This window comes from Psychromicrobium ferritrahens (genome assembly GCF_043789415.1).
GTDB lineage: Bacteria > Actinomycetota > Actinomycetes > Actinomycetales > Micrococcaceae > Renibacterium.
Genome location: NZ_JBDLLW010000001.1, coordinates 1,075,106 through 1,096,816, shown reverse-complemented (window position 1 = coordinate 1,096,816; position 21,711 = coordinate 1,075,106). Strand labels below are relative to the sequence as shown.

The following is a 21,711-nucleotide window of genomic DNA, read 5'->3' as shown; positions in this document are numbered from 1 at the left end:
CGGTTCGCCCCTGCCCTTGAATGGAGCCTTGCAATGCACAGTGATCGGAAGCTGATTGAAGATCGAGTGGCACGCACCCTGCACGAGCGCTTGCGCAGGGAGATCCACACCCCGGTGGCTGCTTTGGAACTCAGCGTCTGGCACGTCGACGGCGGATTGGTGGACGCCGAGCACGGCGAACCGGTCAGCCCGCAGCATGCGCTCGCGCAAGAGTATCTGCCCAGCCGGGTCGGGGATGCCTGGGGGCCCGCGTGGGGGACCAGCTGGTTTCACCTCGTCGGAGAGATCCCCGAGTCTGCCTCGACTGAGCGACTCGAGGTCATTTTCAATCTGGGCTTCGGCGATATCGACCCTGGCTTTCACGCCGAAGGGATGGTCTATCTGCCTGATGGCACTGTACTCAAAGGGCTCAACCCCAAGAACCAGTGGATTCCGGTGGATTCTCGGACCGCACCGGAGGGCCGTTTCGAGGTCTATGTAGAAGCCGCCGCGAATCCGCGGATCGCGAGCCCGGAAGGCTATCTGCCCACTCTGATCGGTGATAAATTGACCTCGGGCGCCGAGCCTTTGTACCGCATCAGTCGTGCGGATATCAATCTTTTCGACGCCGAGCTCTGGGAACTCTGTCAGGACTTAGAGACACTCAGCGAGCTGAGCCGGGAACTCGCCGATTCCGATGCCCGGCGTTACCAGATACTGCGAGCCATCGAGCGATCCCTCGACGTCATCGATCTGCAGAAGGTGCACGCAACGGCGTCACTAGCCCGAGCCGAGCTCACCGAGATATTGGCCAGCCCAGCGGCGTCGAGCGCCCATCGGATCAGCGCGATAGGCCATGCGCATATTGACTCCGCCTGGCTCTGGCCATTGCGCGAGACTGTCCGTAAAGTCGGTCGGACCAGCGCTAATGTGGTGAACTTACTGGAGCACAACAATCTCAGCGGAGCAGCCGACTTCAAGTTCGCGATGAGCCAGGCTCAGCAGCTGGCTTGGCTCAAGGATTACCGCCCCGAACTCTTCGAACGGGTCAAGGAGCTGATCCGGCAGGGCCGCTTCATCCCGGTCGGCGGCATGTGGGTGGAACCCGATACCAATATGCCGGGCAGCGAGGCGATGGCCCGGCAGTTCGTCTACGGCAAGCGCTTCTTCCTCGAGGAATTCGGCGTCGAAACCGAAGAGGTCTGGCTACCGGACACCTTCGGCTACTCCGCTGCGCTACCGCAGATTGTGAAGGCCGCCGGAGCGAAGTGGTTCCTCACGCAGAAGATCTCCTGGAACACGGTCAATAAGTTCCCCCACCACACCTTCAACTGGGAAGGCATCGACGGTACGCGGATCTTCACCCACTTCCCGCCGGTGGACACTTACAGCTCCGATTTATCCGGTGGTCAGCTGGCCCACGCGGCGCGGAACTTCCAGGAGAAGGGCGCGGCAAGCCATTCGCTCGCCCCCTTCGGGTGGGGCGACGGCGGAGGCGGCCCCACCCGGGAGATGCTCGCTCGTTCCGTGCGGAACAAGAATCTGGAGGGCGCTCCTCGGCTGAGTATCGAGAGTCCTGCGGACTTCTTCCGGGCTGCGGAGGCCGAATACCAGAATCCGCCGGTCTGGGCGGGGGAGCTGTATCTCGAATTCCACCGGGGCACTTACACTACGCAAGCCAAGAATAAGCAGGGTAACCGGCGCAGCGAGCACTTGCTCTATGAGGCTGAGCTCTGGTCGACGACGGCTGCGCTCACCGCGGGTTTCGAATACCCCTACGAGGCGTTGGATCAGATCTGGAAACAGGTGCTGCTGCTGCAATTCCACGATATTCTGCCCGGCACCTCGATCGCCTGGGTGCATCGTGAGGCGGCCGAGAGCTACGCTGAGATCGCCGCGCAACTCGAGGAGATCATCACAGCAGCGCAGCACGCGCTGGCTCAGGGCAGTGAGGAACCCGCGACGTTGCTGGTGTTCAATTCCGCTCCGCATCAGCGGGCTGGTGTTCCGGCACGTTCGGCTCGGCCGATAGCAAGCGAGCCGGATATCGAGACTCTTCGTTCTGAGGCGGAAGGCTGGTTGCTGGAGAACGAGCACCTGCGGGTTGCGGTAGATGCGCAGGGTCTGTTCAGCTCGGTGTACGACCGCGACCAAGAGCGCGAAGTGCTCTCCGGGCCGGGGAACCTGTTCCAGCTTCACCCGGACTTCCCGAACGATTGGGATGCCTGGGATATCGACGAGTTTTACCGGAACACCGCTGTGAACCTGGTGGAGCTGGAGTGGATGCGGGCTGATGGGCCTCAGGCCCTGCTCATGCGGCGTGGCTTCGGGGAGTCCTGGATCGAGCAACGGATCCGGCTGGCACCTGGTTCTAAGCAACTCGAACTCAGCGTGACCGTGGGTTGGTATGAAAAGGAGAAACTTCTCAAATTGGCCTTCCCTTTGGATATCCAGGCGGAGCGCAGCTCTTCGGAGATCCAGTTCGGCTATCTGCAGCGACCCACCCACGCCAATACCTCTTGGGACGCCGCGAAGTTCGAGATCTGCGCGCATCGCTGGGTGCATGTCGAGGAGCCTGGTTACGGGGTGGCACTGATCAATAACGGAACCTATGGTTATGACGTGAGCCGTCAGCTAGCTGCCGGAGCGAAGCCCGGTCAGCCCGCTGGCGCCACGATCCGCGCTTCGATACTTCGGGCTCCGAGATTCCCTGACCCGCAAACAGATCAGGGAGTGCACCGGATGGAGTTCGCGCTGCTAGCGGGGAGCGATGTGCTCGATGCGGTGCGGGCTGGGTATCAGCTCAATCTTCCGGAGCGTCGGGTGTCCGGGGCTGCTTCGGTGGAGCCGCTGGTCGCCCTGGACAATGACGCCGTGGTGGTCAGTGCGGTCAAACTCGCGGACGACCGGAGCGGAGACCTGGTGGTGCGGCTCTACGAAGCCACCGGTGGTCGTGCTCGGGCGAAGCTCAGCACGGCTTTTGGCTTCGTAGAGGTCCTGGAGACCGATCTGCTGGAACGACCGGTGGCCGCCAAAGCCTTGGCGCAGACTGAGGGTGCACTCGAGCTTCAGCTGCGGCCTTTCCAATTGGTCACGCTGAGATTCCGTGGGGCGGGGTGCTAGATTCCTTGAAATCGGTTTACAGCGGTTCGCTGATATCCGCGGTAACCGCTTGATAGGCCGAGATCAGTTCATCGGCGTCCAGGAAGGCACTGTAGCCATGGGCGCCGGCACCCATGGAGATCCGTTTTCCGCGGATTGACTCATCGGCATAGACCGGCCAGTTCCCTTCGGCGCCAACCGGAGTGATGGTCCCTCTTTCGTAACCGGTGGCTTGCAGAGCAATGCCGGCGGCCGGCATAGAGAGCTTGTTGACGCCGACCAGCTCCCGGAGCTTAGGCCAGGAAATCTGCCGGTTACCGGGGATCAGCGCAAAGAGGAAGGTTCCGTTCTTGTGCTTGACCACGAGGGATTTGACGATATCCGAGGGCTGAATCCGCAGGATGCTGGCGGCTTCCTCGAGACTGTTTGCCGCGCTGCGTTCGACGAGTTCTACGCTGAGTCCCTTGGTCTGAGCGGCTTCGAGGAAACGTTCGGTGCTCATCTTGGGTCCTTAGTCTTTGTAGAGCAGCAGCGCTTCGCCCTGACCGCCACCGCCGCACAGGGCGACAGCTGATTTACCGCTGCCGCGACGGTTCAGTTCCAGAGCCGCGTGCAGCGCCAAGCGCGCTCCTGAAGCACCGATCGGGTGGCCCACAGCGATGGCGCCGCCATGGATATTAGTCTTCTCGAGCGGATAGTCCAGGTCCTTGAGGGACTGCACAGCCACTGAACCGAAGGCCTCGTTGATCTCGATGAAATCCAGGTCCTGGGCCGTCCAGCCGGCACGATCGAGCGCCTGCTTGATGGCATTAGAGGGCTGCGAATGTAAGGAGGTATCCGGCCCCGCGACCTGCCCGGGCTTGCCGACGACGGCGATCCAGTTCAGTCCCAGCTCTTCTGCCTTGGCGCGCGTAGTCAGCACGAGTGCGGCGGCGCCGTCGGAAAGCGGAGAGGAGTTGCCCGCCGTGATGGTGCCTTCTTTGGCGAAGGCCGGGCGCAGACCGCTCAGGGTCTCGACAGTGGTGGTCGCGCGGACTCCTTCGTCCTGGCTGACCAGTAGGGGATCGCCCTTGCGCTGCGGAACGCTGACCGGAACGATTTCCTGATCGAAGACCCCTTCGGACTGAGCTTTTGCAGCTCGCTGATGCGAGGCGGCAGCCACCTCGTCCTGCTCGGTGCGCCCGATAGCGAGTTCAGTATTCTTGCGCTCTGTGGAAGAGCCCATGGATTCGCCGTCGAAGGCGTCGGTCAGGCCATCATTGGCCACCGAGTCAATCGCGGTGAAACTGCCATAGTTCCAGCCGTTCCGGGATCCGGGCAGCAGATGGGGAGCATTGGTCATCGATTCCTGGCCACCGGCGACCACGATGCTGGCCTCGCCGCTGCGGATCAAGCGGGCTGCATCGGTGATGGCTGCCAAGCCGGAAAGGCAGACTTTATTGATCGTCACGGTGGGGGTGTTCCAGCCGAGGCCTGCTTTGATCGCGGATTGCCGAGCTGGATTCTGACCGCAGCCAGCCTGAACCACATGACCCATGATCACGGCGTCCACTTGCTCTGCGGTGACTCCGGCTTTCTCCAAGGCTCCCTTGATGGCAAAGCCACCGAGCTCGACGGCCTGGAAGCTGGCGAGGGCGCCTTTCAACTTGCCGAGCGGAGTGCGTGCTCCGGACAGAATGACCACATCTTCGGGGTGGGGCATCAGGATTCCTCTGCTTCAGGCGATGAATTCAGTTAATGAACTGTAACTTAAAACGTATTCTAGTGGCTGCTTGTTCCCGGTCCAAGGGGATGTTGATCGTCTAAATCAAATGGTGAGGACGATCTGCTGATGAGAGAAGTGAGCGGCTGACTCATTAAATGAGGAAGTGTCCCCGCCATTATGGCGGGGACACTTCCTCTAACCTTTAGTCATTCAAGGCCTGGTTCAGCCAATAGAAACTGATTCCAGGGTTACGGGGCCGGGGTAGCCCAGGTTTCTCCGATGCTCCAAGAAGTCATTTCGTTGAAGGTCGTGGGAGAATCCGCTCCGGAGATGCTTCCACCGCTCGTTCCCGCGTAGAGCAGACCTGAGTTGTGGCGAAGGACCCGAGTGGGGTTCGCGTACCACTGCAGCTGAACGGTATTGACTCCGACCTTGCCGGTTCGTGCGCACCAGGTTGCGGCGGCATCGGTGGGGTTGGCTGGAACGGTTAAAGCAACCTTCGCGGTGGAGACATTCGCCGTAAGGTATTTACCGGGGAAGTTCAGCGACTCGAAGCTGTAGCACTTCGGGTCAGCCAGGCCCTTGACGATCTTCCATGAGGCATCCTGGCGCAGGGTGGCGGCTGAGGCCGAGGTCACCTTGGCGATTTGGCCTTCGCCATTGATATGACGAACCGATGATCCCGCTGAAGCTGCCGGTGCAACCGCCTGGATTGACTTGAAGCTGCCGATCGGCGCGAGGTCGTAATTGGCTTGGGTGAAGACGGAAACCGTCCATTGCTGCTTCGTCCTATTGGAAAGCGTTCGAAGGCTCAGTTTTTCATCGGTCCCTTGCGTAACACCATTCGCATCGATGTAGAACCCTGAACCAACGTTCTGCAGCAGGTACTTATCGCCGCCAACGGAGACGGTCTTCCATTGCTGGAATTTATTGCCTGGCTGGCAGGTCACCTGGCCGACAGTGGCGAACTCAATCGTGCTGTTGGAAACAGCACCCAGGCAGAGCTTGGCAAATTCACCCTTAAGTTCGTAAACAGCTGGGGAGACTTCAGTCACTTCCCACCATTGGCGGGTGGTCTGGCCACAGACGGTTGCCTGCTGCTGAACATTCTGAGCCGAGGTGAAGTTCGGCAGACCCAAGCAGGCATTTGCAATGCCGTTGTTCTTGAACTGGATGATCGCGCCACTAGCCACACCGGGGAGTTTATTGGCGTTGGTAATGGTGGTCTGGATCCAGGGGGTGATGTCGTCGATCCGGCTGGCGAAGGCTCCGTCCTGGGTTTGGGTTGAACCGATGCAGTTCTTCTGCCAGGACCGGGAATTCAGGGCAAGGATCTCTTGCCCTTCGGCAGTGGTGCGGATCGCGGGTGCGCCGGAATCGCCGAGGCAGAGACTAGCGTCGACGGGGTTATTACCGACGACGGTGATTTCTTTAGCATTTACGGCCGTGGTGTTGAAGGATGCTTTATGCGAAACCGCAGGCACCCATTCAGTTTTGGTTCGTCCCCAGCCGATGAAATCAAGTTTTTCGTCCACAGCTGGTGCGGTGGTGGCGAGTTTGAACGGAGTGGTATTGATCGCCGGGCTGGAGAGCTTGATCAGGGCCAGGTCACGGCCGTCAGCGCCTGTGTACGGCTGAAGGTCTTCTACCGCGATCCCGGTGTTATCACGAGAGGCTGCATCGACGCCGAACAGAACTTTGGCTGGCAAAGCAGGCTTGCCGGCTTTGAGCTGGCTGAAGTTCGCCGGGTTCTGGCTGAAGCACGAAGCCACGGTGGCAACCCAGGAGGGATCGATCAACGCGCCCGTGCAGGTGCCATATCCGGTGGCGACCTTGACGACATTCGGATTTTCATTATTCGGCACATCGGTACCGTTGGACAGCGCTGAGGCCGGAATCGCACCCAGCCCCGCGAGGGTGAGCGCGGTGATCGTGATCAGCCCTGCGGTACGGGCCTTTCGCGCTTTGAAAAGCTTTGACATGGTGTCTCTTTCTACAAATATTAACAATGAGCTATGGCAGGGAAGTCGAGAGGGGTTATTTCACTCGAAGCTCAAGCAAGGTGACTTCGGTGCTATCAGAAGGATCAATACCTAGACGCCCATTCGCAGGAATGACTTGCTGTTCCGGAGCGTCGCCGGCCTCGCTGGTCGTGATCGTGAGATCCTTGGTAGCGGCCCGGACGCCGAAAGAGCCAGGGATCTCCATCTTCAGCCATCCCGTTGGAGCGCTGATATCAAAGCAGACCGGTAGGTTAGGACGCAGATTGGTCTCGACCCTGATTTGCTTCGGGCCATCATTGAGGCTCCGGCACTGAGCGTAGATGATGCTTCCGTTCCCCTCTTTGAGTAAAATATTCGTCTGAGCCGCGATCTGATCGGCGTTCGGATGAATATAGTTCTCCACCGTGAACCCCGGCTCTAAAGGAGTCCCTACCGGTTCCACGGTAAATCCAGGCTCATCACCATCAGCTGCAACAGCGCCCGAAGCGCCCATCAGAGTCAGTGCCGAAGCGGCAACCAATCCGACTGCAAGCGTTCCTCGTAACCAAGGCCGAGAGCCAGATTTCCTAAGTTTGTTCATACTTATCTCCTTTGCGATGGCATGGACCATCGAGGCGAGTTAATCAATCGACGAAAATTAAGACGCGATCCGGACTGGATCGGCATCTCCAAAGACGAACCTAACAGCCACCACTGACAGCCATAGCGGGTGGTGCTCCGTTACAGGACGGAGCCTCGTCAGGCTTCAGCGGACCTAAGATCCCTTATTCATCAAAATTACCTGGTGAATTCATTGCCTCTGCACAGTTTTATTGGAAGTTTTCTTGGAAGTGATTGGAAGTTTCAGTGCGAAGTCAATTTTTCCGGCCTTCTTGTCGGAGACGGCTGTTAGATTCTTGGAGATTGCTATGTGAGGGCTGTGCAGGGAAGCACCTATTCAGCCTTACAGCCAGCTTGATACCCGTCCTCAAACGTTGAAGGAATTCATTCATGAGTCACCGACTGTCCTGGTTTGCCCCTCCACCCCTTTTGACCTCCACTGCACGGCTGTTCTTAAGCGTCGTCGTTGCGCTGGCTTTGGTGATTGGCTTTGTTCCAGCTCTCTCCTACGCTCCCCTCGCTGCTGCAGCAGAAACATCGAGCGGTACTCTACTTAAGCCTGCGACTGATCGCGCGGGAGTTGTCCAACTATGGGTTAATGGCGGGGCAGCGACAAAAGCTGCTGCAAAGGATGCGCTACTTGGCGATGACGCTTCGCTTCAAGCTTTCATTAGCACCGGTCAGTTCGTGGCAATTGCGGCTGATTATCGAACGATCGTGGTCCAGCTAGCGCTGATGGGCGGGTCATCGACGCGTACAGCTGCTGAGACGGCCCTAAACGACGATTCGTTGCAAGCCATGCAGACTTTTCTTTCCACTGGGCTGAAAACTGCCTGGCTCGAGGATGATCGAAAGACAACCTATACAGCCACCGTCGAAGGCGGAAATACCGTCAAGAAAGCTGCTCAAGCCGCGTTGGACGCCGGTGACGTTGCAGTCCAGCAGTTCGTCAATTCCGGAATGGCTGTTGCAGAGAGCACGGACCAGCGCAAAGCTGTCTATAATCTTCTGAGCTCTTCACCCAGTGTGGTCGCTGGTGCTAACGCCGCGCTTGACTCTGATGTCCCTACTGCCGTTGCAGACTTCCTGCGGTATGGGCAGTTCGTGGCGGCGGCACACGATGCTGAGACGGCTACTGTCACTCAATTAGCCGCTCAGGCGAAGAGCGCCTCGCAGCAGGCGATTATGTTGACCAAGAAAGCCAAGAACGCTTCGGCCCAGGCAGTGAAGGCCGCGCAGCTGGCCAAGCAGGCTGCGCAGCAGGCTGCCAATGAAGCGAAAGCATCTGCTGGTTCGGCGAGGAAAGCCAGTGCGGCTGCTGCGCGCGCTGCCTCTTTGGCTAATCAGGCGCTGAAAGCCACTCAGATTGCAATCAGTGCCGCTCAGCAAGCCCGAGAGGCGCTAGCTCAGGCGGCTAATGCGGCGGCTAATGCGGCTTCTGCAGCAGTGCGTACCGAGCAAGCCGCTGCTTCAGCGCAGTGGGCTGCTGCCGCAGCGGCGACGGATGCTAGTAAGGCTGCAGCGGCGAGAGCCGCAGCTACGAATGCTCGCTCTGCTGCGGCTGGCGCTTCTAGCGCTGCCGCGGCTGCGGCAGACGCCGCCAATGCTGTTGACGCTTCAAAGTCTGCCGCTGCCTCTGCAGCCAGCGCGGGGCAGAACGCGGCTGGTGCTGCTTCTGCCGCTGCTTCTGCAGCTGGTGAAGCTGGCGTTTCCGGTGAGCAAGCTGCTCTAGCGAATGCCGCTGCTCAGAGGGCGAATGCCGCTGCAAACCGGGCGGCTGCCGCAGCTGCAGCGGTGAATTCTCTGGCAGATCAGGCAAGCACTCAAGCAAATATCGCCAAGACGGCTGCTCAAGATGCGGTAGCTCATGCCAATGCTGCAGCCACTGCTGCGGATACCGCTGCTGCTCAGGCTGGGAATGCTGCCGCTGCTGCAACAAAGTCCACGGAATATGCCAATGCTGCGACCACGGCAGCGAATATCGCTACCGCTGCTGTTGATAAGGCCAGGGTGGTCCAGGCTCTTGCTCGGAAGGCTGACGCAGATCGACTGGCTGCCGAGAAGGAATTCCAGATGGCGCAGGCGAGCGAAGATGCGCAACTGGCTACGGAGCAGCAAAAAGCACAAGATGAAGAGATCGCTCAAGCCAGTGCCGCAGCGGCGACCACAAAAGAACTGTTGACTAAACTCACTGCCCCTGGCGCAGATCTTGATAGCCAGTTGGGCGATGTGAAGAAGGCTGTTTTCGGTGTGATGGAGACCGCTGGTCCTTGGGCAGTGGCTTCCGCACAGCAGGCTATCGGTAGTTCACCGGAAATGATGAAGGAATTCATTGTGCACGGCTTTCAGATTGCCGGTGGGCAGGATGAATGGGATCAGGCGTACGAGCTAGCTCATGTGGGGCGGGATGTGCTCAAAGCTCCGGCAAAGAATGTGCTGACGCAGGATGCAGCCGCTATTCATCAGTTCCTCACGGTTGATCGTTGGAAGCTCACCGAGACTGAGGATCGCAAGCAGGTCTATAAGTTACTGGAAACCGGTGGTAGCGAGGTGAAGAAGGCTGCTCAAGCAGCCCTTGACGCGGATACTTTGGAAGCAACTCGAACCTTCCTTCAGAAAGATCAGTACGCTGCTGCTCAGCTGGATGATCGTAAGACGGTCTATAACATGCTCGCTACTGTTGGGCCTGAGACAAAGGCAGCTGCTGAGGTGGCGCTTGAAGGACCTCAGAGTTACGTATCGAGTTTTCTCGCTTCCGGCCAGTTTGAGGCTGCGGTTCGGGATCAGCAGACTGCAGCACATGTGGCGAGCATTAACGGTTTGATTGAGAAAGCCGATGCCGATGCAGCCACCGCCAGGGCGAATGCTGCCACCGCGCAGCAAGTGGCTGCTACTGCGCGTAAGGCGGCGGCGGACGCGCAAAAATATGCCGCCGATGCAGCAAAGTATGCAGGACAAGCGAAGACTTTCGCTGATAATGCAGTCAAGTCAGCTAACCAGGCACAGCAGTCAGCAAATCTTGCCAATGCCACAGCGGTTACTGCGAATAATGCGGCGATTTCGGCCAGAGCTGCGGCCAATCAAGCAAGCTTAGAAGCGAAAACCGCATATGGATCATCCATGTGGGCGCAGGGCTCATCAGGTCTGGCTGCACAAGCAGCGAGCGCCGCTAGTTCGGCAGCGATAAAGGCAGGTGCCGATGCGAATTCGGCCGCGCAAAGTGCAAGTTCTGCCATCAGTCTCGCCGCTACCCAACAACGTCTGGAGAGCTCTATAAACGTGAGAGAGAATAGTCGGAGCCAATTAAAGTCAACATTGAATTTGAGTGCGTCGAAGCTTGAGCTCGTTGATGCTCAATCCACAAAGCTAGTTCCCAACTGTGTCGGCCGCAACCGGGTATGGGCTGATGGTTGGGGTACACATGTGGAGATGAATAGCTGTTTGGCTACGCTCGTGTCTGGTGCGTATGGAGTAATGGCAGGTTACTTAGGGTGGGCAGCTTTGTTTTTAGCGGAGATCCCTCCTCTCGGGGCAGTCCTGGGAGCCTTGGCTGGAGTCTTTGCCATAGAAGCTGGATTCATTACTATGTGCAACGCCCTAGGCACGGGTGTTACATTACACTTTATTTGGTTCGTTACGGTTCCGTGGTGTGGGCCTCAGGAGTGAGATAACAATGCGTATTAAAGCCGAATTCTTCAGAATTGCTGCTATGGCTGTTTTCATAGTTTCGATCATATTTTTATTTTTAGGTATGGTTGCGCTAAATAATTCTATTCTGGAAATCGGAATAGGGATGGTTTTTATTGGCATAATACTTCTTGGGATTTTCTTTTTGTTAAAAATTCGCACAAGACGTGGGGTTGATCGGTAGATTCAATCTATATTCTTGGTTTGAAATCGATGAGGGGGAGCTAGCGTCCCAGCTTAGGTATTGAAATATATAGAGAAAACTTCGGCTAATAGTAAGTACGGTCGGCGGGTTTGGGTGTTTCGTTATTCCGAGTTCTATTCATAGTATAGATTCTTGCCTAGGTGAGCTTTTTATTGGAAGTTTTGTTGGAAGTGATTGGAAGTTTTGCCGATGAGCCGAAAACCCCTCTTTTTACGCTTATTGAACTGATAAATTCTGAGGAAAGTTGATGCCAATAGGTATCGATCCTTACGCAAATGGCTCTCTCTGCGGGCTTCTTATTGAATCCGCAGAGAGAGCCATCCGATGAAATTCAGGAGTGAGATGCAGGAGCGTGTTTCTCGGCTGGTGCTGACTCCCTCTCAGGCTCCCGCCACGCCCAGGGAAGGTGCAGAGCGTCTTAGCTGGACCACCCAATCTTCGGACCAGGCCGCCCTCGTGTTGCAATATATTCTCAGCCAGTGCCTCGAACAGGTGGGGCCTGATCGGCTGAATAACTTCGTGCTGGACATCGCCGATCTGCTGCGCTCCTTTGGCATGCATGCCTCAGTAGCCGAACTGAATCAGGCGGATCTGGGGCCGCTCGCCCTGGAGTTCCTGGAGTCAATTCCGGTTGAGCTGGCCACTTTAAGAAGTCTCTTTGCTCGTAGTGTCAGTTTTATCCTCACCTCGAAGGATGCACCTTTGAAGGCCCGATATGCCTCCCGGCATCCTGAGCTTTCTTCTGGGGTTCTTGACGCTTTGGCGGGTACGACCTCGGCGCCTGAGGTGGATCGGTCAGTCGCCGAACTCGGCTGATTCCGTTAAATCTCCTACGCGCTCTGAAGCATTGCATCACGCAGCATCACCGCATAGATAAGTCAATATTGAAATAAGCCTGAAACCTCCGGTAGCTTTTCCCTTGACTGGTCAAGGCCAAGCGCTTGTTAAGCCATCGGAGGTTTGCATGATCAAGGTGATTGGATCGGCGCTTCTCGGAGCCGGGATGGCCGCCCTGCTGGTTAGCTTCCTGGTGCCCATCTGGTGGTTGATTGCGATTGGCGTGGCCGGGCTAGTGCTGGGATTCCTCCTGCTGATTCTCCAAGGAGTGGCGCGGAGCGTGCTCGGCGGCTTCCGAGGAGATCCCAGGGAATTCCGAGAAGTGACCAGCAATGGCGAACTCGCCTGGGCTGAGGTGCTCACGGTGAGCCGTACCGGGCTGATCATCAATGATTCGCAGCACGGATTCCAGCTAGGACTAGTGGTGCATCCCTATGGTGGGTTCCCCTTTAAAACCACCGCCAGAACTCTGGTTTCAATTCTGGAAATGGCGCGATTCCAGCCCGGTTCGCGAATCGTAGTTCGGATCTCCGCTAAATATCAGGGCGTAGTGGCGGTGGAAAAGAATCCGCCAGCAGATTTCACTCGAAATGCTCCGCGTGTGGGTGCTTCTTCCTATGCCGGGATGCCCGAGTACTCCGGAGAGATTCCAAAGACTAAGGCCAGAGTGGGGGTGGGCCTCCAGCTGGTGGCTTTTATTGTCGCGGTAGCCGCAGTGGTGGTGCCGTTCAGAGAGCCGGTGCTGTCCTTTTTTCAAGGCAATGCGGATCGGTTCGCCGGAGTCAATGCACTGACCGAAGAACATGGCCAGCTGATTATTCAAGAGCTGGAAAAAGCTACCGGGGGCAGCCAGTTCACCAGCATCGTCTTTTACCCAGGCCGGGTGCGGGCTGAGGCTCCCACTGCGCCGGGATCAACGAAAATCGATGAGTTCGGCTACAACGCCGGCGGCGCTACCCGCGAAGGGCCCGCCTCGATTCAACCGCAGGACTTCAGCGAAGAGGTTTTCGACGTCGCCAAGCTGAGCTTCGCGAACCTGCAGAGTTATATCGACAAGGCACCGGAGCTGACCAAGGTGACAGGGGGCCAGGTCAGCCATGTTCAGTTGTCCCGCATCCTCGGCAAACCTGCGCAATTCAATATCTATGTCTCCGGTGATTACGGTGACGGTGTGGTGACGGTCTCTTCGACCGGGGTCGGGCTCTCAGTGAACACCGAGGACCACCAGGAGGTTATTCTTCACTCATTGCTCGATCCGGCGAATCTGCCCACTGCTCTGAACGGACTGAAGGCCGCTTTGAAAAATCAACAGATCACCCAGCTCACGGTGACCGATCAGACTTTGGAAGCTCAGGTCGACGCGGGGGACGGCGCCAAGGGTACGGGCATCTGGAGTTACCAGGAAGGCGGCGCTACCTTCAACAAACAGGGTTCGATAGGAGGCATCGGCTCTGCCGCTGAACGGTCCTTTCCGCTGCCGCAACTGAACCCGAAACAGGTGCAGGCGGGCTTTGCCTTGCTCAAGGGCAAGGATTCGCGCAGATTGACGATCACTCGTCAGGTGAGTCTCTCCATCTCAGGAGGAGCTGAGTGGAAAGGGGGTGAGCTGGTTTTCACATACTCCTCACAGCTCGGCGAGGAACCTGCTCAGCTCGTGGCAACCAATGCTCAAGGGGTGCGCAGGCGCTAAAACTCGGAAAGATTACCGTGGGAATCAGCGCACATTTTCCGCAAGACCCTTGCCTTCTGCCGGTTGATGGGCGTACTCTGACAGGCTGGACTTATTTGGTCCGATGAGGTAGATTAGAGATTCGCGTCTTTCCTGTTTACCCTCAGCCTTCATATAGCGGTGGGCTCGCCATGTTCTCGAGTAGTGGAGCAATGGTAGCGGTAGTGATCGAAAAGATCTTAGGAGAGTCGCAGTAGCCTGAAGGTCTGTGGAAGGATCCCTCTTGGTCGCCTCAAGCGCCTCTAATAATCAAACCGCTAACAACGACGCCAACAGCACTGACGGTGCAACCCGGCGTATTTCATTCGCTAAGATTCACGAACCGCTTGATGTTCCGAATCTGCTCGCGCTGCAAACCGAAAGCTTTGACTGGCTGGTCGGTAATGAGCGCTGGCAGGGTCGGATGCAAAAAGCCGTGGACTCCGGAGACGAAAGCGTAGCCACCACTTCCGGTCTGGCTGACATTTTCGAAGAGATCTCTCCGATCGAGGATTTCCAGGGCACCATGTCCCTGAGCTTCTCCGAGCCCGAGTTCGCTGATCCGAAGTACACCATGGATGAGTGCAAGGATCGCGACGCGACCTATGCTGCTCCGCTGTACGTCAAAGCCGAGTTCATGAACAACAACACCGGCGAGATCAAGCAGCAGACCGTGTTCATGGGCGACTTCCCGCTGATGACGGAGAAGGGCACCTTCGTGATCAACGGCACCGAGCGTGTCGTGGTCTCCCAGCTGGTTCGTTCACCCGGTGCTTATTTCGAGCGCACCGCGGATAAGACCAGCGATAAGGACATCTTCACCGCGAAGATCATCCCCTCACGTGGTGCCTGGTTCGAACTCGAGATCGATAAGCGCGATCAGGTCGGCGTCCGCCTCGACCGCAAGCGCAAGCAGTCCGTCACCGTGCTGCTCAAGGCGCTCGGCTGGACCGAGAGCCAGATCCTCGAGGAGTTCGGCGAGTTCGACTCGATCCGCGCCACCTTGGAGAAGGACGGCACCGCGACCCGCGAGGACGCTCTGCTGGATATCTACCGTAAGCTGCGCCCGGGCGAGCCGCCGACCGTTGAGGCCGCCCAGACCTTGTTGGAGAACTTGTACTTCAACCCGAAGCGTTACGATCTGGCCAAAGTCGGCCGTTACAAGATCAACCGCAAGCTGGGCATCGACAAGTCCCTGGCAGCTCCGAACGCTTCGGTGCTCGACATCGATGACATCGTCGCGATGATCAAGTTCCTGGTCACCCTGCACGCCGGCGGTAAGACCCTGACCGCTAAGCGTGAGGGCAAGGACGTCGAGATCCGGGTTGAGATCGACGATATCGATCACTTCGGTAACCGTCGTATCCGCGCTGTGGGCGAGCTGATCGAGAACCAGGTCCGCACCGGTCTTTCCCGGATGGAGCGCGTCGTCCGCGAGCGGATGACCACTCAGGACGTCGAGGCGATCACCCCGCAGACCCTGATCAACATCCGCCCCGTGGTGGCCGCGATCAAGGAGTTCTTCGGTACTTCTCAGCTTTCGCAGTTCATGGATCAGAACAACCCGCTGGCCGGTCTGACGCACAAGCGTCGTCTTTCCGCGCTGGGCCCGGGCGGTCTGTCCCGTGACCGCGCAGGCATGGAAGTCCGTGACGTGCACCCCTCGCACTACGGCCGGATGTGCCCGATTGAAACCCCTGAAGGCCCGAACATCGGTCTGATCGGTTCCTTGGCCTCCTACGGCCGGATCAACCCCTTCGGCTTCATCGAAACCCCGTACCGCAAGGTCTCCAAGGGTAAGGTCTCCGACGACGTTGATTACCTGACCGCGGATGACGAGGTCGAGGTAGTGATCGCTCAGGCGAACGCTCCGCTGGATGCCAACGGCAAGTTCGTCGAAGACACCGTGCTGGTTCGCCAGCGTGGCGGTGGCGGCGAGCCCGTGCTGATCCCGGCTGACGAAGTCGAGTACATGGACGTCTCCCCGCGCCAGATGGTGTCGGTCGCTACCGCGCTGATCCCCTTCCTGGAGCACGACGACGCCAACCGCGCTCTGATGGGTGCGAACATGCAGCGTCAGGCTGTGCCGTTGGTCCGTTCCGAGGCCCCCGTGGTGGGCACCGGTATGGAGCGCGCCGCAGCGGTAGACGCCGGCGACGTCGTGATCGCCAAGAAGGCCGGTGTAGTCAGCGAAGTTTCCGCCGATCTGGTGATCGTGCTGAACGACGACGGCACCGAGACCAACTACCGGATCGCCAAGTACAACCGCTCTAACCAGGGCACCGCTTATAACCAGCGTGTTCTGGTCTCCGAAGGTCAGCGGCTGGAAGTCGGCGGCATTATCGCCGACGGCCCGGCCACCGATCAGGGCGAACTGGCGCTCGGCAAGAACCTGCTGGTCGCCTTCATGTCCTGGGAAGGCCACAACTTCGAGGATGCGATCATCCTCTCGCAGCGCCTGGTCGCCGAAGACGTGCTCTCCTCGATCCACATCGAAGAGCATGAGATCGACGCTCGCGACACCAAGCTGGGTGCCGAAGAGATCACTCGGGACATCCCGAACGTCTCCGAGGAGATCCTGGCTGGGCTGGACGAGCGCGGCATCATCCACATCGGTGCCGAAGTCGACGCCGGCGATATCCTGGTCGGCAAGGTCACCCCTAAGGGCGAGACCGAGCTGACTCCGGAAGAGCGCCTGCTGCGCGCCATCTTCGGTGAGAAGAGCCGTGAAGTCCGCGATACCTCGCTCAAGGTGCCGCACGGCGAGTCCGGCACCGTAATCGGCGTCCGGGTCTTCGACCGGGACAACGACGACGAGCTGCCCCCAGGCGTGAACCAGTTGGTCCGCGTCTACGTGGCCGCCAAGCGTAAGATTACCGACGGCGACAAGCTGGCTGGACGTCACGGAAACAAGGGTGTTATCTCCAAGATCCTGCCGATCGAGGACATGCCGTTCTTGGCTGACGGAACTCCGGTTGATGTAGTGTTGAATCCGTTGGGTGTGCCCGGTCGTATGAACGTCGGACAGGTGCTCGAACTTCACCTGGGTTGGATCGCCAAAACCGGTTGGAAGGTCGAAGGCGAACCCGAGTGGATCAAGAATCTGCCGAACATGCCTCGCGAGACCGCTGCGAACCAGACGCTGGCCACCCCGGTCTTCGACGGTGCGCGTGAAGAGGAGATCTCCGGCCTGCTGGACTCCACCAACGTGACCCGCGACGGCGACCGGCTGATCGATCGTTCCGGTAAGACCCGGTTGTTCGACGGCCGCTCCGGCGAGCCGTTCCCGGACCCGATCTCGGTCGGCTACATGTACATCTTGAAGCTGCACCACTTGGTGGACGACAAGATTCACGCTCGCTCCACCGGACCGTACTCGATGATCACCCAGCAGCCGCTGGGCGGTAAGGCGCAGTTCGGCGGACAGCGCTTCGGTGAAATGGAAGTGTGGGCGCTGGAAGCTTATGGCGCCGCATACACCCTGCAGGAACTGCTGACCATCAAGTCTGACGACATTCACGGACGTGTGAAGGTCTACGAGGCGATCGTCAAGGGTGAGAACATCCCGGAGCCGGGCATCCCCGAATCCTTCAAGGTTCTGATCAAGGAAATGCAGTCGCTCTGCCTCAACGTGGAAGTTCTTTCCACCGAGGGCAACACGATTGAAATGCGTGACTCGGATGAAGAAGTCTTCCGGGCCGCGGAGGAACTCGGCATCGACCTCTCCAGGGCCGAGCCGAACTCCGTCGAAGAAGTGTAACTAGCTGCTGAGGATCGGAAATGCTCCGGCGCCTGCTTCGCTTGACGGCGCTCTCCGCAATTCCGACTCCTCAGCAAAAAGTGGTTCTCATCACTGCGGGAGGGAATTTCGAGAAAGGCAAGCGTTAAGCGAAGCAGCTGCCGTTCGAAATTCCCTCCCGCACCGGGAACTGTCACAGACTTTCGTAAGACTTCAGAATTAGAGATTGAGAGATAAGGACCCACATGTCCAGCGAATCTACTTTCGGGCTGATGCAAATCGGCCTGGCCACTGCGGACGATATCCGCGACTGGTCCTTCGGCGAGGTCAAGAAGCCGGAAACCATCAACTACCGTACCCTCAAGCCGGAGAAGGACGGGCTCTTCTGTGAGAAGATCTTCGGACCCTCCCGTGACTGGGAATGCTACTGCGGCAAGTACAAGCGCGTGCGCTTCAAGGGCATCATCTGTGAGCGCTGCGGCGTCGAGGTGACCCGTGCCAAGGTGCGTCGTGAGCGGATGGGCCACATTGAACTGGCCGCTCCGGTCACCCACATCTGGTACTTCAAGGGCGTTCCCTCGCGCTTGGGCTACTTGCTGGATCTGGCCCCGAAGGACCTGGAGAAGGTCATCTACTTCGCGGCCTACATGATCACCAGCGTTGACGAGGAAGCTCGTCACGCCGAACTGCCCAACCTGCAGGCAGAGCACGACCTGGAGAAGAAGCAGCTCGAAGACACCCGTGACTCCGATATCGCGGCTATCGCCCGTGACCTCGAAGGCGAGCTGACCAAGCTCGAAGGCGAAGGTGCCAAGGCAGCCGATAAGAAGAAGGCCCGCGATTCGGCGGACCGTCAGATGGCCAATGTGCGCAAGCGCGCAGAAGCCGATATCGAGCGCCTGGTGCAGGTCTGGGAGCGTTTCAAGAACCTCAAGGTCGCTGACCTGGAAGGTGACGAAGGGCTCTACCGCGAGCTGCGCGACCGTTACGGTCTGTACTTCGAAGGCTCGATGGGCGCCGAGGCGATCAAAAAGCGTCTGGAGAACTTCGACATGGAAGGCGAGTCCGAGTCCCTCCGCGACATCATCCAGAACGGCAAGGGTCAGCGTAAGACCCGTGCCCTGAAGCGGCTCAAGGTGGTCAACGCGTTCCTGACCACTAAGAACAGCCCGCTCGGCATGGTGCTGGACGCCGTCCCGGTGATCCCGCCGGAACTGCGCCCGATGGTGCAGCTCGACGGTGGCCGTTTCGCCACCTCGGACCTGAACGATCTCTACCGTCGCGTGATCAACCGCAACAACCGGCTCAAGCGTCTGCTTGACCTGGGTGCCCCGGAGATCATCGTGAACAACGAGAAGCGCATGCTGCAGGAAGCTGTGGACTCGCTCTTCGACAACGGACGTCGTGGCCGTCCGGTCACCGGACCGGGCAACCGCCCCTTGAAGTCACTGAGCGATATGCTCAAGGGCAAGCAGGGTCGTTTCCGTCAGAACCTCTTGGGTAAGCGCGTCGACTACTCTGGCCGTTCGGTCATCGTGGTTGGTCCGCAGCTCAAGCTGCACCAGTGTGGTCTGCCCAAGCAGATGGCCCTGGAGCTGTTCAAGCCCTTCGTGATGAAGCGCCTGGTCGATTTGAACCACGCGCAGAACATCAAGAGCGCCAAGCGGATGGTCGAGCGCTACCGGCCTCAGGTCTGGGACGTGCTCGAAGAGATCATCACCGAGCACCCCGTGCTGCTCAACCGTGCACCAACCCTGCACCGTTTGGGCATCCAGGCCTTCGAACCGCAGTTGGTTGAAGGCAAGGCCATTCAGCTTCACCCGCTGGTCTGTGGTGCGTTCAACGCTGACTTCGACGGCGACCAGATGGCTGTTCACCTGCCGCTGAGCCCTGAGGCCCAGGCCGAGGCGCGCATCCTGATGCTCTCCTCGAACAACATCCTGAAGCCTTCCGATGGCCGCCCGGTCACCCTGCCTTCGCAGGATATGATCATCGGCCTGTACCACTTGACCACCAAGCGGGTCGGTTCAGCCGGTGAAGGCCGGATCTTCACCTCGCAGTCCGAGGCGATCATGGCGCACGACGCCGGTGAGCTGCACTTGAACTCGACGGTCAAGATCCGCCTGGACAACTTCGTGCCCTACGCCGGATGGGAGGCTCCTGAAGGATGGGAAGCCGGTCAGCCGGTGCTGGTGGAGACTTCGCTCGGACAGGTCATCTTCAATGACACGCTGCCCGCGGACTACCCTTGGGTTTCCCAGGTCGCCGATAAGGGCCAGCTCTCCGAGATCGTCAACGATCTGGCTGAGCGGTACCCGAAGGTCGTCGTGGCGGCAACGCTGGACAACCTGAAGGACGCCGGCTTCTACTGGGCCACTCGCTCGGGTGTGACCGTTGCGATCTCCGATATCGAGGTGCCTGCTTCCAAGCCGGAGATCCTCGAAGGTTACGAGACCAAGGCCGCTAAGGTGCAGTCCCAGTTCGAGAAGGGCCTGATCGCTGACGACGAGCGTCGTCAGGAGCTCATCGACATCTGGAACCAGGCGACCAACGATGTGGCCGATGCGATGCGCAAGAGCCTGTCGGCGTCCAACACGATCAACCGGATGGTTTCCTCCGGTGCTCGTGGCAACTGGATGCAGGTTCGTCAGATCGCGGGTATCCGTGGTCTGGTGGCCAATCCCAAGGGCGAGATCATCCCGCGTCCGATCAAGTCCTCCTACCGTGAGGGCCTGTCGGTGCTGGAATACTTCATCGCGACCCACGGTGCTCGTAAGGGTCTGGCCGATACCGCACTGCGTACCGCCAACTCGGGTTACTTGACCCGTCGTCTGGTGGACGTCTCGCAGGACGTGATCGTTCGCGAAGACGACTGCGGCACCGAGCGCGGCCTGACGCTGCCGATCGCCGTGGCTGACGCCAACGGCGAACTGGTGATGCACGAGGAGGTCGAGAACAGCGTTTACGCCCGTACTTTGGCCACCGAAGTGGTCGACTCCAAGGGTAAGGTGCTGGCCGAGGCCGGCGCCGACGTCGGAGACGTGCTGATCGCGGAGCTCTTCAACGCCGGGGTCACCGAGGTCAAGGTGCGTTCCGTACTGACCTGTGAGTCCGCCGTCGGGACCTGCGCGCAGTGCTATGGCCGTTCACTGGCCACCGGCAAGCTGGTTGATATCGGTGAGGCTGTCGGCATCATCGCTGCTCAGTCCATCGGTGAGCCCGGTACCCAGCTGACCATGCGTACCTTCCACACCGGTGGTGCTGTTTCCGCCAGCCGTGGCGAGGACATCACCCAGGGTCTGCCCCGTATCCAGGAGCTCTTCGAAGCGCGTACCCCCAAGGGTGTTGCGCCGATCGCTGAAGCCGCTGGCCGGATCACCATCGAAGAGACCGAGCGTCAGATGCGTATGGTGCTCACCCCGGACGATGGCACCGAAGAGATCGCTTACCCGATCTTGCGTCGTGCTCGTCTGCTGGTCGCTGACGGTGACCGGGTTGAGGTGGGCCAGAAGCTGGTCGTCGGTGCTGTCGATCCCAAGCAGGTGCTTCGTATCCTCGGCCCGCGTGCCGCGCAGAAGCACTTGGTGGAGGAAGTCCAGGGCGTGTACCGCAGCCAGGGTGTGGGGATCCACGACAAGCACGTCGAGGTGATCGTCCGCCAGATGCTGCGTCGCGTCACGGTGATCGAGTCCGGTGAATCGGATCTGCTGCCCGGCGAGCTCGCCGAGCGCGGCCGCTTCGAGGCCGAGAACCGTCGGGTCGTCTCGGAAGGCAAGAAGCCTGCTTCTGGCCGTAACGAGCTGATGGGCATCACCAAGGCCTCGCTGGCTACCGAGTCGTGGCTCTCCGCCGCATCCTTCCAGGAAACCACCCGGGTGCTCACCCAGGCGGCGATGGAAGGCAAGTCGGATCCGTTGCTGGGTCTGAAGGAGAACGTCATCATCGGTAAGCTGATCCCGGCCGGTACCGGTCTGCCGCGCTACACCGATATCACGGTGGAGCCGACAGAAGAGGCCAAGGCCAATCTGTTCACCGCGCCGAGCGCTTTCAGCGACTTCGACTATGCCGGAGTCGGTGGAGACCTCACTCCTGAGTTCCACGCCATCCCCCTGGATGACTACGACCTGGGCAGCGACTTCCGCTGAC

The 21,711-nt window shown here is 59.0% G+C and carries 11 protein-coding genes; 7 read left to right on the top strand and 4 right to left on the bottom strand.

Going from position 1 to position 21,711, the window contains the following annotated elements:
- Positions 1-33 precede the first annotated feature (33 nt).
- Entirely contained in the window at positions 34-3,102 is a 3,069-nt protein-coding gene (locus ABDK06_RS05055) for an alpha-mannosidase (protein WP_394939550.1), read from the top strand.
- A 16-nt stretch (positions 3,103-3,118) separates the two neighbouring features.
- On the opposite strand, the gene ABDK06_RS05050 is transcribed toward ABDK06_RS05055, so the two are convergent.
- From ABDK06_RS05050 to ABDK06_RS05035, 4 genes are all read right to left on the bottom strand, one after another.
- Positions 3,119-3,583, bottom strand: coding sequence for an aminoacyl-tRNA deacylase (locus tag ABDK06_RS05050; protein WP_394939548.1), 465 nt, complete (start codon positions 3,581-3,583; stop codon positions 3,119-3,121).
- Between the two features lie 9 nt (positions 3,584-3,592).
- Entirely contained in the window at positions 3,593-4,783 is a 1,191-nt protein-coding gene (locus ABDK06_RS05045) for an acetyl-CoA C-acetyltransferase (protein ID WP_394939546.1), read from the bottom strand.
- A gap of 251 nt (positions 4,784-5,034) precedes the next feature.
- Positions 5,035-6,768: an AbfB domain-containing protein gene (locus tag ABDK06_RS05040; RefSeq protein ID WP_394939544.1), complete on the bottom strand. Its 1,734-nt coding sequence runs from the start codon at positions 6,766-6,768 to the stop codon at positions 5,035-5,037.
- A gap of 55 nt (positions 6,769-6,823) precedes the next feature.
- Positions 6,824-7,369 carry a hypothetical protein gene (locus tag ABDK06_RS05035; RefSeq protein WP_394939542.1) on the bottom strand — a complete coding sequence of 182 codons (546 nt, stop codon included), beginning with the start codon at positions 7,367-7,369 and terminating at the stop codon, positions 6,824-6,826.
- A gap of 410 nt (positions 7,370-7,779) precedes the next feature.
- On the opposite strand from ABDK06_RS05035, the gene ABDK06_RS05030 reads away from it, so the two are divergent.
- From ABDK06_RS05030 to ABDK06_RS05005, 6 genes are all read left to right on the top strand, one after another.
- Positions 7,780-11,055 carry an ALF repeat-containing protein gene (locus ABDK06_RS05030; RefSeq protein ID WP_394939540.1) on the top strand — a complete coding sequence of 1,092 codons (3,276 nt, stop codon included), beginning with the start codon at positions 7,780-7,782 and terminating at the stop codon, positions 11,053-11,055.
- Positions 11,056-11,062: 7 nt separating this feature from the next.
- Positions 11,063-11,260, top strand: coding sequence for a hypothetical protein (locus tag ABDK06_RS05025; protein WP_394939538.1), 198 nt, complete (start codon positions 11,063-11,065; stop codon positions 11,258-11,260).
- A 363-nt stretch (positions 11,261-11,623) separates the two neighbouring features.
- Entirely contained in the window at positions 11,624-12,097 is a 474-nt protein-coding gene (locus ABDK06_RS05020; RefSeq protein WP_394939536.1) for a hypothetical protein, read from the top strand.
- Positions 12,098-12,245: 148 nt separating this feature from the next.
- The gene (locus tag ABDK06_RS05015; RefSeq protein WP_394939534.1) at positions 12,246-13,808 is read left to right on the top strand and encodes a hypothetical protein; all 1,563 of its coding nucleotides are present in this window, start codon (positions 12,246-12,248) and stop codon (positions 13,806-13,808) included.
- A gap of 262 nt (positions 13,809-14,070) precedes the next feature.
- The gene (gene rpoB, locus ABDK06_RS05010) at positions 14,071-17,586 is read left to right on the top strand and encodes a DNA-directed RNA polymerase subunit beta (protein ID WP_394939532.1); all 3,516 of its coding nucleotides are present in this window, start codon (positions 14,071-14,073) and stop codon (positions 17,584-17,586) included.
- 224 nt (positions 17,587-17,810) lie between these two features.
- Entirely contained in the window at positions 17,811-21,710 is a 3,900-nt protein-coding gene (locus tag ABDK06_RS05005) for a DNA-directed RNA polymerase subunit beta' (protein WP_394939530.1), read from the top strand.
- Position 21,711 lies beyond the last annotated feature (1 nt).